We start from the raw sequence: 13,061 nt of genomic DNA, 5'->3' as shown, positions 1-13,061 counted from the left end.
GAATCGTTCTGTGGAGGAACTCAGGATTGCTTTGCTGCGCTCGCGATGATGGTGTGGGTGCAGTATCGCAGCCCTCGACGGGTGATCCGCCTACTGCTTCTGCAGCTTCGTCAGTGTGCCCGACCCGTCGGTGTTCGTTGCGGTGTAGGTCACCCTGTCACCGGCGTGAACGGCATCCAGCATCGCAGCGTCCTTGGCCTTGTACTGCTGGAGCGCGCCGACGCCACCGGCACTGCCGCCGACCGTGCCCGTCTGCATCTGCTGGATCGAGATCGTGTTGTTGAGACGATCGATTCGAGTGACCATTCCGGTCATGTCGTCAGCAAAAGCGCTGGATGCGAGCATGGTGACGGCTGCAGCGCCCGCGAAGATGAATCTTGCTGTTCCCATCGAGGCCTCCCGTTTCCAGAGATTCACATCGACAAGCCATCCTAGATCGATTTGGTTCCCGCAGATAGCGCGCCAAACATTAACGATGGTGTTGATATCCGGGAACTTTCATGAAGCCGTCAGGAAGGCTGACGCTATTCGATTTCCTGCTGGATGACGCGGCCGAGCGCGAACAGGCGCTGGTCGATCGTGGTCGGAACCTCGCAGACGAAGCGCACCACCTTGCGGCGGTCCTCGAAGATACGGGTCTCCCAGATCAGCTGGTTGCTCATGGCGTCGACCTTCGCCTCGTCGCGCGGCGTCGCGTCCTGCAGCGCCTGGAGCTGGATGGTCTCCTCGCGGATCTTGTCGGCAGCCTCGCGCTGCTTGCGGCTGACGCGTTCGAGTCCGCTCAGGACCTGGGAGCGCTGGGCGTTCAGCGTGTCGAACAGGCCGGCGAACAGCAATTTTGCATTGGTGGTCTTGTCGGTGGAGCCGGTCAGAAAGTCCTTCACCGACTTCTCGGCCTCGTCCAGCGGCGTCTTGCGCGCCGCGAGCTTCGAGACCAGCGCGCTGACCCTGCTGTCGTCCTTCCATTTGCTCTCTGCGTCGTCGAGCGCGGGGCCTGCCCAGACGGCGGCGACGGAGATCTCCGGCACCTTGGCTTGCGTACAAGGCCAGTCGGGATAGCGCGGATCTGCGGCGCGTGCGGCTGCCATCGAGACCGCGAACGCAAGGGTTGCCATGGCATATGTCCGGACCCTCATCCTTCGCCTCCCGCCGGCCCGCGCCGCGCCAGCCCGCGTGAGGGATCATAGGCGAAAATCGCGCCGGTCATGAACACGATTGTGCAAGCTCCAACCACGGCGATCGAGATCCAGCGGATCTGCCCATACAGCGCGAACCGGATCAGCTCGACCGCATGAGTGAACGGATTGGCCTGACAGACATAGTAGAGATAAGGGCTACCCTCCTGCACCCGCCACAGCGGGTAGAGCGCGGACGACGCAAAGAACATCGGGAAGATGACGAAGTTCATGACACCCGCAAAGTTCTCCAGCTGCTTGATGCCCGAGGAGATCAGCATGCCGAGCGAGCCCAGCATCAGCCCCGACAGTATCAGCGCCGGCAGCACGGTGAGGTAGCCGATCGGGGGCGGCGTGATGTCCCAGAACCAGGCGATGATCAGGAATGCATAGACCTGGAGCAGCGACACCGCAGTGCCCGCGAGCAGCTTGCAGAACAGCAGGAAGCCGCGCGGCAACGGGCTGACCAGCAGCGTACGCATATTGCCCATCTCTCGGTCGTACACCATCGAGAGCGAGGACTGCATGCCGTTGAAGAGCTGGATCATCGCCATCAGCCCGGGCGCGATGAAGACCTCATAGAGAATGTAGGTCTCGTAGGGCGGGATGATGGAGATGCCGAGCACCTGGCGGAAGCCGGCTGCGAAGATGAACAGCCATACCAGCGGCCGCACCAGCGCCGAGACGAAGCGTTCGCGCTGATGCAGGAAGCGCAGACCCTCGCGCCAGACGATGCCGGTAAGGCAGGTCATGTACTCCGAGGTGGAGAAGCCGCGCGGTGCGTTGCGCGTGGCGATGCTGTTCATGTGCCGCCTCCCGGCATCACTTGCGCGCCAGTCAGGCGCATGAAGGCGGTGTTGACGTCCTGTGCGCCGGCCTCTGCGAGGACGCGGTCCAGCGGGCCCTGCGCCAGCACCTTGCCCTGGTGCAGCACCACGAGATCGTCGCCGGCCATGGTCTCGTCGAACAGATGCGTCGCCCAGAGCACGCCGATGCCCTGCTCGGTGACGAGCTGGCGGACATGGCCGATGATGTCGGCACGCGCCTTGACGTCGAGCCCGACGGTCGGCTCGTCCAGCAGCAACAGCCGCGGCCGGTGCAGCAGCGCGCGGGCAATCTCCAGCCGCCGCATCTGCCCGCCGGAAAGATCGCGCACCTTGCTGCCGGCGCGCTCAGTGAGGCCAATGCGCGCAAGCAACTCGGCGCTGCGCGTGGCCGCCTCGCGCCGGCTGATGCCGTGAAGAGCGGCGTGATAAAGCAGGTTCTGCGTCAGCGACAGATCGAGGTCGAGCGTGCGCGGCTGGAACACCACGCCGAGCAACCGCAGCGCCTCGCCGGGCGTGCGGGTGATGTCATGGCCGAAGATGGCGACGCGACCGGTCTGGATGCCGAACAGGCGGGTGATCAGCGAGAACAGTGTACTCTTGCCGGCGCCATTGAGGCCGAGCAGCGCGGTGAAGCTCGCCGGCTGCACTTCGAGGGAGACGTCGATCAGCGCCCGTCGCGGGCCGTAGGAATGGCTGACGCCGTCGATCGACAACGCCGGCATCGCGGCCGGATCACGCTTCAATGTCTCGCGTTGTTCTGCGATAGGGGCGGGGCTGGTCATGGCGCGATCGTGATGCCCCAGGGCAGCTCGCCCACTTGAATGGTCTTGATCACCTTGTGGGCGGCGACGTCGATCACGGAGACGTCGTTGGAGACGCCGTTGGTGGTGAGCAGATATTTTTCATCCGGCGTGAACGCCATATGCCAGACGCGCTGGCCGACCAGCAGATATTTTGTGACTTTGCGCGAGGCGGTGTCGACCACGGCGATGCGGTTGGCGGGACCGAGCGCGACGAAGGCGGTCTTGTCGTCCTTGGTCATGCCGATGCCGACAGGCTGGATCGCCTCTTTCCGCAGGCCCGGAATCTCGAAGGTGATCTTGCCGGTCACCTCATGCTTTCCGGGATCGATGACCGATACCGTGCCGCCGATCTCGGACGACACCCACAATTCGGACGCGTCGTGCTTGAACTGGGCAAAGCGCGGGCGCGGATCGACCAGCACGTTGGCGACGATCTGGCGCGACGAGGTGTCGATGAAATGCGCCATGTTGGTCGTCTCGGAGGTGTTGATCAGGGTCTTGCCGTCGGGACTGATGGTCATGCCCTCGGGCTCGACGCCGACCTGGATGTCGCCGAGGCGCGCGCGCTTCTCCAGATCGATCACGGTGACGGTGTTGTCGTTCTCGTTGGCGACATAGAGCGTCTTGCCGGCGGCATCCTGGGTGAACAATTCAGGGTCGGGTCCGGAGGGCAGCGTGTCCACCACGGCTTGGGTCTTGGCGTCGATCACCTGGATGGTGTCGTCGTCGCCGACCGCAACCATGACGAATTTGCCGTCACGGGTGAACTCGATGCCGCGCGGGCGCTGGCCGACCTTGATGGTCTCCGTCACGGTCCAGCTGTCGGTGTCGATGACAGAGACCGTGTTGCTTTTCTCGTTCGAGACATAGGCGATGACGGCATGCGCGGGCGTTGCTGCCAGCATCAGTCCGGTCAGCAATCCCGCACGCGACATTCGACGCCTCATTTCAGCTTGCATTTGCTCTCCGGGCGATCGTAGCCGAGCGTGTCGAGCTCGGAGACCTGGTGCAGGAAACCTTCCTGCGGCGACACCGACACTACCATGCGGCCATCGACCAGCAGGATCGGCTGGCGCAGCTGGAGATTCCAGTCGCGCACGGTCAGCCGCGTTCCCTTGAAGGCGGCGATCTCGAAATCCGGTCCCTTGATGAAATCCGAGACCTTCTTGACGTCGCCGGATTTGGTCCGCGAGGTGGCCTCACCGATCATGCGCACGGCGGTCCAGGCCTGCATGTCGAGCGCGGTCATCCGTCGCGCGTTCAGCTTGATGAAGCGGTTCTGCATCTGCGTCGCGCCCCACTGGTCCTGCGCCGCATCCCAGCTGCGCGGCACGAGGCCGGCTGAGCCGGCGACCGGCCGCGGGTCCCAGGTGCGATAGGGCAAATAGGCTGCGAACACTTCGCTTTCGTCGGCGGCCACCAGTACGTCGTAGGCCGGTGCCTGTTGCGTGACCACCGGCATCTGGCGTTGGATCAGCGTCACGCCGGAGTCCGTGCGGCGCGCGCCACCCTTGTCCTCGAAGGTCCGCTCCTGCACGATCTTGGCGCCGAACCGCGTGGCGGCGCGCCGCAGCGCATCCGCGTAGAGCTTGTCCTCGTCATGCGAGCCGACCACCAGCAGCCAGCGCGACCACTTCTTCCACACCAGGTATTGGCCGAGCGCATCCGCCAGCATCGAGCGCGTCGGCGCGGTGTGGATCACGTTGGCGCGGCAATCGGCCTCGCGCAGCCGCTCGTCGATGGCGCCGGCGTTGAACAGCAGCGTGCCGCGATCGCGCAAGGCGTCGGCCACTTTCAGAAGCGTATCGGCCGGCAGGTCAGCCACGATGAAGCCGTTCCTCTCGGCGAGCGCGGTCGCAGCCAGGACCGGGTCGTCGCCTTCCTTGATCCGGTGCTCCTCCAGCGTGAAGCGCTGGCCCGTGAATTTTCCGGTAGTGTTGTTGTCTTCGATCGCGAGCTTGGCGCCGGCGACCCCGTCATTCTCGGCGGGCTGCTCGACCAGCGACAGTGTCGATTTGGCACCGGCAACGCGGAGATAGCCGACGTTGATTTCGACGGGGTCCGCCAGCGCCTGCGTCGTCGCAACAGCGAGGCCAATCAGGCCGACCAACCATCGGATCATGCTTCCTCCAAACATCCCCCCGGCTTGACCGCCGGTGGAGAATTGTTTCTGCTGGAAGCATGACCGATTTGGCAAGGCTTGCAACCCCGCATTTCGTCCGCGCGCGCGCGAGCGCTGGAATCACGATCGTGCGAGCGTTGCTGTGTTTCGCAGCATTCCTGTTGACGGAATCAGCCGCGCTCGCCGATCCGCCTGCTGACGCCGAATGACGGCAAGCCGGAGTAGCTGGGAAGGCTCATCCCTTCAGTCTCTCCGCGTGCCAGTGCAGATGATCGCCCATGAAGGTCGAGATGAAATAATAGCTGTGGTCATAGCCCGGCTGGCGCCGCAGCGTCAGCGGGATGTTGGCTTTGGCGCAGGCCGCTTGCAGCAATTCAGGCTTGAGCTGTTCTTTCAGGAAATTATCGGCCTCGCCGACATCGACCAGGAAGCCGGAACATCTTGCGCCGTCCTCGATCAACGCCACCGTGTCATGGCTGCGCCAGGCATCCTTGTTCGGCCCGAGATAGCCGGTCAGCGCCTTGATGCCCCAGGGCGCCTGCGACGGCGCCACGATCGGAGCGAAGGCGCTCGCCGCGCGATAGCGGTGCGGATTGCGAAGCGCCACCGTCAGCGCGCCGTGGCCGCCCATGGAATGGCCCATGATCGACTGCCGCTTGGCATCCACGGGAAAATGTCCCGCCACGAGTTTGGGCAGCTCGTCGGTGACATAGCTCCACATGCGATAGTTGCGCGCGAACGGCTCTTGCGTGGCGTCGACATAGAAGCCGGCGCCGAGGCCGAAATCATAGGCGTTGTTGGCATCACCGGGCACGTCGGGCCCGCGCGGTGAGGTATCGGGGGCGACGAAGATCAGGCCGAGCTCGGCGCAGGCTTTGCGGAATTCGCCCTTCTCGGTGACGTTGGCATGGGTGCAGGTCAGACCGGAGAGATACCAGACCACGGGCAGCTTCGCGCCCTCGGCATGGGGCGGAACATAGACCGAGAACACCATGTCGGTTCCCGTCGCCGCGCTCCCATGGCGATACACGCCCTGCACGCCACCATAGGATGTATTGGTCGAGACAGTCTGGATCGTCATGCCTGATGGCTCCGTGGCATCTCACCACATCGAGAATGCAATGCTCGTGTGACCGAGATTTGTCGCGCGCTTTTAGGCCACGCCGCTGTCGATCGCCAGCCGCACCAGCTCGATGGAGGTCCTCACCCCGAGTTTCTGGCGCATGATCGAGGAGGTGTTGGCGACCGTCTTGTAGGATGATTGCACCAGCCACGCGATCTCGGACAGGCTTTTTCCAGCGCTCAGCAGCCGCAAGATCTCCATCTCGCGCGCGTTCAGCTTCGACAACGGGCTCTGCGCCAGCGTCGGCCCTGCGAAAGCGATGCTGCGCGCGATCGCGCTGGGAAGATAGGTGCCGCCGCCGCCAACGGTGCGGATCGCCTCGACGAGGTCATCGGGGTCGCCGGTCTTGGAAACATAGCCCTTGGCGCCACATTCGATGGCGCGTGCGGCGAAGGCCGGGTCGTCGTTCATGCTGAACATGATGATGCAGGCCTCCGGCGCGCGCTCGAGGATGCGGCGAGCGAGCTCGAAACCGGAAACGGTCGGCAGGTTGATGTCGATCACGCAGAGGTCCGGGCGCTCGACGATGAAAATGCTCTCGCCATCCTCGGCGTCCGCAGCCTCCAGAATCTCGATCTCGCCTTCGTCGGCCAGCACGGCACGGCAGCCGGAGGCGACAATGGGATGATCGTCGACGATCAGAATGCGCATAGGCGTTCCCCGCGGCAGCGCGTTCCCGTGACAGGATTTACCATCATTATCGCGCCGCATGATGCCGAACGAGACAGCGCGTCGGGTCATGCAACCCGGCCGGGATTGCTGTACGTTCCGATTAGATATCGGGCGCTTCGCCTCTGTCAACGCTATCGGACAGGTGTGAACGATCCTTCGTGGGACAGGCGAAAGCAATGTGGCAAAATCTTTCCTTGCGCGGGCGCATCAACCTTCTGCTGGCGCTGCTGCTGGCGCTCGGGCTTGCCGTCAACATCGCCCGCGAGGTCGCGGAGGCCGGTCCCCGCGTGCAGGCCGAGGACCAGAGCGTGATCCGGCTGGCGCGCGAGTTCATCGAGATGATCGTCGCCGATCTCAACGAGGCGCCGGATCCGGATGCCAGGTTGGACCAGATCGCGCGCGACCTCAATCGCCTCCGCCATGTCAGCATCGCGCTCCGGGACGCCGGCGGCAATCCGCTGACGTCGCCGCGTGCCCATAGCGATGACGACACGCCCGGCCCACCGGCCTGGTTCGTCAGCCTGGTTCATTCCGACCAGACTGCCGTCAGCGTGCCTGTGTCGGTGCATGGCAAGCCCGGTTCGCTCGTCATCATCTCGCATCCCAATGACGAGATCGCCGAGATCTGGGACGCCATCGTCACGCAGCTCGAGGTCGGATCGGTCATCGCGCTGCTGCTGTTTCTCGTGATGATGACGGTGGTGGGCCGGGCGCTCGCACCGCTCGAGTCCCTGGGGCAGACGATGAGCGAGCTCGAAGGCGGCCGCTACGACGCGCGCGTGATGCCGGGCGGCGCGCCCGAGCTTGCCGCGATCTGCACCAGGCTCAATCATCTGGCGGCAACGCTCGGCGAAGCGGTCGAGGACAAGCGGCGCCTTGCCGAGCGCGCGGTGTCGCTCCAGGACATCGAGCGCAAGGAGATCGCGCGTGAGCTGCATGACGAGTTCGGGCCCTATCTGTTCTCGCTGCGCGCCCATGCCAGCGCGTTGACGAAGCTCGCCGACGGGCGCGGGCCCAGTGCAGAGGCCGTGCGAAAGCACGGCGGCGCGCTTCTCGAGCAGATCAATGCGCTACAGCAGTTCACCCGTCGCGTGCTGGAGCGCTTGCGGCCTGTCGGCCTCGCCGAGCTTGGCCTCGGCAAGGCGCTGGAATCGCTGTGGCGGCTATGGCGTGAATCGCATCCCGAGGTGACGATCGAAACCACGATCTCGCCGGCGCTCGGGATCACAGGGGAGACCGCCGATCTCACCATCTACCGCGTGGTGCAGGAGGCGCTCACCAATGCCTTCCGCCATGCCGGTGCGACCGCGATCGATGTGGTGATCGAGCCGGCGGAGCGGCCGGGGCGCGACGGCCGTGGCTACGCCCGGGTGCGCGTCAGCGACAATGGCCGCGGCATGGAGCCGGGCCAGAAACTCGGCTTCGGCCTGGTCGGCATGCGCGAGCGGATTCTGGCGCTCGGTGGCACGCTCAACGTCGCGTCAGGCGAGGGCGGCGTCACCGTCGAAGCGCTGGTTCCGACCGCTTCGGCCTGATCGCATCAGGGAAATCTCCCGGTCGGGAAGAATTCCCGATTTCGTCGGGAAAACGGGTGCGGAGAATGCCGGACCTTTTGTGGCTAGTGCCACCCCAAGGACCGGCTACACTTCTCTGTGCAATCGGCGGCGTTCAGAACGGCCGATGCCTGGGAATGGGACGGCAGGGGATGGGCGCGCGAAAGCTTTTGATCGTCTCGATCTCGACGGGGCTGGTGCTTTGGACCGATGCTGGCCTGGCCGCGCAGGACGAGACCAATGTCCAGAACCTGCCCGCGGTCGAGGTGGTCGCGCCGCAGCGGACGACGCGGCGTCCTGCGCCCCGAACGCCGGCGCGCGTCGTGAGTTCCGGCAAACCCAACAACCGCATCTACGTCTACCCGACGGCGCCCGGCAATGCGAAGGGCGTCGACGTCGACAAGGTTGCCTCCAGCATCAGCGCGATCGATGCCAACCAGATCAAGCGTACCGGCTCGATGAACGTGAGCGACGCGCTGCGCGACAACGTCGCTGCGGTCAACATCACCGAGGTGAGCGGCAACCCGTTCCAGCCGAATGTCGAGTTTCGCGGCTTCGTCGCCTCACCCATCGTCGGGACGCCGCAAGGGCTTGCCGTCTACCAGAACGGCGTGCGCATCAACGAAGCGTTCGCCGACAGCGTGAATTGGGACCTGATCCCGACCGCCGCGATCCGGTCGGTCACGGTGGTGACCAACAATCCCGCCTTCGGCCTCAATGCGCTGGGCGGCGCGGTCAATCTGCAGATGAAGGACGGTTTTACCTACCAGGGCGCCGAGGCCGACACGATGGGCGGCTCGTTCGGCCGCATCCAGAGCTCGGCACAATGGGGCAAGCAGGTCGATGCCAATTACGCCGTCTACGCCGCGCTCGACGGCCTGCACGACAACGGCTTCCGCAATCTCTCGCAATCGGACGTGCGGCGCTTCTACGGTGATGTCGGCTACAAGGGCGGGGACAGCGAATTCCACGTCAATATGGGGCTCGCCGACAACAATTTCGGCGCGACCGCCACCGTTCCCGCCGAGCTGTTGCAGCAATATTGGGGCGCGGTCTACACCTCGCCGCAAACCACCAACAATCGCGTCGGCTACGTCAACCTGACCGGCAAGGTCGAGGCGACGCCCACGTGGACCTTCGAAGCGACCGCGCATGCGCGCGTGTTCGAGCAGCGTGTGCTCGACGGCAACCCCACCAGCGTGCAGGACTGCGCGACGGCCGGTTTGCTCTGCTTTGGCGACAACACGGCGCCGGCGAACGGCCTGGATGGCGCGCAGCTTGCAAACCCCTTTGCGTCCGGGAGCCTGCTCGGCGAGCTGGATCGGACCTACACCCGATCGACCACCTTCGGCGTCTCCGGCCAGGCGACCAACACTGACGAACTGTTCGATCATGAAAACCGTTTTTTGCTCGGCGCCAGCTTCGATGCCAGCGTCAACAGCTTCAACGCGTCGGCGCAGCTCGGGACCATCGGCACCGACTACGTCGTCAGCGGCAGCGGGATCTTCCTTGGCCAATCCGGCACCCCCGCGACCGGCGAGATGGGCCCGGTATCGCTGCGCACGCTCAATCAATATACCGGCCTCTATGCGCTCGACACCTTCAACGTGACGGATGCCTTCGCCATCACCGGCGGCGGCCGTTTCAACCACGCCCGCGTCACGCTGGAGGACCAACTCGGCACCGCGCTCAACGGTGATCACGCCTATTACCGCTTCAATCCAGTGATCGGCGGCACCTACACGATCACGCCGGAGCACACCGCCTATGCCGGTTACTCCGAGGCCAACCGTGTGCCGACGCCGCTCGAGCTCGGCTGCGCCGACCCGAACAATCCGTGCCTGATCGCATCCTTCCTGGTCTCCGACCCGCCGCTGAAGCAGGTGGTATCCAAGACGCTCGAAGCGGGGTTGCGCGGTACGAAGGAGCTGAACATCGGCACGCTCGGCTGGAAGATCGGCGTTTTCCGCGCCACCAATTACGATGACATCATGGGCCTGCCGGTGGCCGGACGGCAGGGCTTCGGCTTCTTCCAGAACGTCGGGGCGACGCGCCGGCAGGGTCTCGAGGCCGAGGTCAACCTCAAATCGGATACGCTTCAGTTCCATGCCGGCTATGCGCTGGTCGACGCGCGCTTCCTCGATGCGCTCGAGCTTTCGTCCAACAGCCCCTTTGCCGATCCTGGGACGGGGACCATTCAGGTCGTAGCGGGCAACCAGGTCCCGGCCGTGCCGCGTCACCGCATCAAGGCCGGTATCGAATATGCCGCCACCGACGCCTGGAAGGTTGGCGGCGATGCGCTGTGGGTTTCGAGCCAGTATCTGGTCGGCGACGAATCCAACCAGGCCTCGAAGCTGCCCTCCTATGCCGTGTTCAACCTCCATACCTCCTATCAGTTCACCAGGAATGTCCAGCTCTACGGCAAGGTCGACAACATCTTCGACAAGCGCTATGCGACCTACGGTACGTTCTTCGACACCACCGCGGTCCCGAACTTCGCCAACGGCGGCAATCCCTTCACCGATCCGCGGTCGCTGAGCCCGGCAAGACCCCGCGCGTTCTATGCGGGTATGCGGGTGACGTTCTGAGACGGCTCGACGGGCGCCCGCCTGGTATAATGCCGGCGCCTCGGGCGGAGCCCGGATTCGCACGGGCCGCGCGATTAAGGGTTCCTTAGCGCTCATTGTGCGGATCATCGGTGCGGGTAGATCAGCGGAGACTACTCCCATGCTGAAGGACGGTACCTACGCGGCGTGGTACAAGACGCCACTCGACCAAGGCACCGGCATCGTCCATGTCGCGGACGGCCAGATTTGGGGCCGCGACAGCCTGATGACGTATCACGGCTCCTGTAAGGTCGATGGCGATCGCTTCACCGCGACCGTGTCAACGAAGCGTCATACCGATGGGCGTGTCACGGTCTTCGGCGTCTATGATGAGCTCACGCTGGAGATCGAGGGGACATGCCCCGACAAGATCGCGACCTACACGGCAACGGCAGGTCAGGCGCGCGGAGTCGTTCTGCAGGGTACTCTCATTCTGACGGAACAGCCCGCGGCAGTACCTGAACGGACCGGACAGGTCCCTGCGTTCGATCCCAACGCGCTTCCGAAGCTGCCGAAACGCCCGCGCTGAAGACTTTCCCTGCCGGCGCTTCTCAAATCGCCCGCGCCCCGTCATTGTGCCGCCGCACCCATCATCCCGGAGCGGCATCAATGTCGGATAAGGTCTCGCGTCGCCAGTTCGCGAAAATCGCGGGAATGTCCGCAGCCGGCATCGCGGGTCCGCTTGAATCCGCCGAGGCCAGGCCGGCAGCGGCGCCGCGCGGCACCAGTAGCTTCCCGCCTGGCTTCGTCTGGGGCACGGCGACGTCGTCCTATCAGGTCGAGGGTGCGGTCAGTGAGGACGGCCGGGGGGCCTCGATCTGGGACAAGTTCGTCCGCATCCCCGGCAAGATCGAGGACGGCACCACGGGCGATCGCGCCAACGAACATTATCACCGTTACAAGGAGGACATCGCGCTCATCAGGGAACTCGGCTGCAAGGCCTATCGCTTCTCGGTGGCCTGGCCGCGGGTGTTTCCGGATGGCGACGGCAAACCGAACCCCAGGGGGCTCGACTTCTACAATCGCCTGGTCGACGAACTGCTGAAGAACGGCATTGAGCCCTGGCTCACGCTCTATCATTGGGATCTGCCGCAATCGCTGCAGGATCGTTTCGGCGGCTGGCGCTCGACCGAGACCTGCAAGATCTTCGGCGACTACGCGGCCTATGTCGCCGGGCAGCTGACCGATCGCGTCAGATGCGTATTCACGCTGAACGAGAGCGGCCGCTTCGTCTATTTCGGCTACGGCATCGGCATCGATGCGCCGGGCCTGACCTTGCCGCAGGCAGAAGTAAACCAGATCAGGCACAACACCGCGCTCGCGCACGGACTTGCGGTGCAGGCCGTGCGCGCCCACGGCCGCCGCGGCACGCGCGTGGGCCCGGCCGAGAATATCGATGCCTGCATTCCCGCGATCGAGACGCCCGAGAACGTCCGCGCCGCCGAGATCGCGTTGCGCGAGCTGAATGCCGGCTATCTCAACGTCATCATGACCGGCCGCTACACCGACGCGTTCCTGAAATACGCCGGCGGCGACGCGCCGAAATACACCGACGCCGAGTTGAAGATCATCTCCTCGCCGGTCGATTTCCTCGGCCTCAACATTTACGCGCCGCAGCACTACATCGTGGCGTCCGACCGGGGCGCCGGCTTCATGCCGGTGCCGATCCCGAAATCATTTCCGCACATGAACTCCGACTGGCTGCGCGTCGGCCCCGAGACGATCTACTGGGTTCCGAAGCTGGCTGCAAAGATCTGGAAGACGGATGCGATCTATATCAGTGAGAACGGCGCCTCCGGCGACGACCAGATGACGCAAGACGGCAAGATCTACGACACCGATCGCATCATGTACCTGCGCAACTATCTCGCCCAGCTCCAGCGCGCCACCACCGAGGGCGTGCCGGTGCGCGGTTATTTCCTCTGGAGCCTGATGGACAATTTCGAATGGGTGTTCGGTCTCAACAAGCGCTTCGGCCTCTACCACGTCGATTTCGACACCCAGGTCCGGACGCCAAAACTCAGCGCGAGCTTCTATCGCAACGTGATCGCGAAGAATGCGGCGGGGGCGTGACCCGTTGGGCTCTCCCCACCTGCGCGGCCCCGAGCGGGGAGAGGTGAAGAGAGGCGTGTCACATTGACTCCATTCTCCCTCTGATTCAAAACCGCCCTCAACACTCA

The 13,061-nt window shown here is 64.4% G+C and carries 12 protein-coding genes; 4 read left to right on the top strand and 8 right to left on the bottom strand.

Annotated features, from left to right (window positions below):
• Window positions 1-90: 90 nt before the first annotated feature.
• The 8 genes from ACVIIW_RS34635 to ACVIIW_RS34600 all read right to left on the bottom strand — a co-directional run bounded on the left by ACVIIW_RS34635 (window position 91) and on the right by ACVIIW_RS34600 (window position 6,701).
• Entirely contained in the window at window positions 91-390 is a 300-nt protein-coding gene (locus ACVIIW_RS34635) for a copper-binding protein (protein ID WP_456704811.1), read from the bottom strand.
• A gap of 134 nt (window positions 391-524) precedes the next feature.
• The gene (locus tag ACVIIW_RS34630) at window positions 525-1,136 is read right to left on the bottom strand and encodes a hypothetical protein (RefSeq protein WP_456704810.1); all 612 of its coding nucleotides are present in this window, start codon (window positions 1,134-1,136) and stop codon (window positions 525-527) included.
• Window positions 1,133-1,981: an ABC transporter permease gene (locus ACVIIW_RS34625; RefSeq protein ID WP_456704809.1), complete on the bottom strand. Its 849-nt coding sequence runs from the start codon at window positions 1,979-1,981 to the stop codon at window positions 1,133-1,135. The genes ACVIIW_RS34630 and ACVIIW_RS34625 overlap by 4 nt, the downstream gene beginning before the upstream one ends.
• Window positions 1,978-2,784 carry an ABC transporter ATP-binding protein gene (locus tag ACVIIW_RS34620; RefSeq protein ID WP_456704808.1) on the bottom strand — a complete coding sequence of 269 codons (807 nt, stop codon included), beginning with the start codon at window positions 2,782-2,784 and terminating at the stop codon, window positions 1,978-1,980. Before ACVIIW_RS34620 ends, ACVIIW_RS34625 begins: the two co-directional genes overlap by 4 nt.
• Window positions 2,781-3,764, bottom strand: a complete 984-nt coding sequence (locus tag ACVIIW_RS34615; protein WP_456704807.1) for a YVTN family beta-propeller repeat protein — start codon at window positions 3,762-3,764, stop codon at window positions 2,781-2,783. Before ACVIIW_RS34615 ends, ACVIIW_RS34620 begins: the two co-directional genes overlap by 4 nt.
• Window positions 3,749-4,927 carry an ABC transporter substrate-binding protein gene (locus tag ACVIIW_RS34610; protein WP_456704806.1) on the bottom strand — a complete coding sequence of 393 codons (1,179 nt, stop codon included), beginning with the start codon at window positions 4,925-4,927 and terminating at the stop codon, window positions 3,749-3,751. Before ACVIIW_RS34610 ends, ACVIIW_RS34615 begins: the two co-directional genes overlap by 16 nt.
• Window positions 4,928-5,162: 235 nt before the next feature.
• A complete protein-coding gene (gene fghA, locus ACVIIW_RS34605) occupies window positions 5,163-6,008 on the bottom strand; it encodes an S-formylglutathione hydrolase (RefSeq protein WP_456704805.1) in 846 nt (281 codons plus the stop codon).
• A gap of 72 nt (window positions 6,009-6,080) precedes the next feature.
• A complete protein-coding gene (locus ACVIIW_RS34600) occupies window positions 6,081-6,701 on the bottom strand; it encodes a response regulator (protein WP_456704804.1) in 621 nt (206 codons plus the stop codon).
• A gap of 197 nt (window positions 6,702-6,898) precedes the next feature.
• Between ACVIIW_RS34600 and ACVIIW_RS34595 the strand changes: the two genes are divergently transcribed.
• The 4 genes from ACVIIW_RS34595 (at window position 6,899) to ACVIIW_RS34580 (ending at window position 12,954) form a co-directional block, all read left to right on the top strand.
• Window positions 6,899-8,257, top strand: coding sequence for a histidine kinase (locus tag ACVIIW_RS34595; protein WP_456704803.1), 1,359 nt, complete (start codon window positions 6,899-6,901; stop codon window positions 8,255-8,257).
• Between the two features lie 170 nt (window positions 8,258-8,427).
• Entirely contained in the window at window positions 8,428-10,863 is a 2,436-nt protein-coding gene (locus ACVIIW_RS34590) for a TonB-dependent receptor (RefSeq protein ID WP_456704802.1), read from the top strand.
• Between the two features lie 139 nt (window positions 10,864-11,002).
• Window positions 11,003-11,410 carry a hypothetical protein gene (locus tag ACVIIW_RS34585; protein ID WP_456704801.1) on the top strand — a complete coding sequence of 136 codons (408 nt, stop codon included), beginning with the start codon at window positions 11,003-11,005 and terminating at the stop codon, window positions 11,408-11,410.
• 80 nt (window positions 11,411-11,490) lie between these two features.
• The gene (locus ACVIIW_RS34580) at window positions 11,491-12,954 is read left to right on the top strand and encodes a GH1 family beta-glucosidase (protein WP_456704800.1); all 1,464 of its coding nucleotides are present in this window, start codon (window positions 11,491-11,493) and stop codon (window positions 12,952-12,954) included.
• Window positions 12,955-13,061 lie beyond the last annotated feature (107 nt).

Source organism: Bradyrhizobium sp. USDA 4449 (assembly GCF_054056275.1).
Note: the sequence above shows the minus strand (reverse complement) of the source record. Positions and strands in the feature narration are given on the sequence as shown.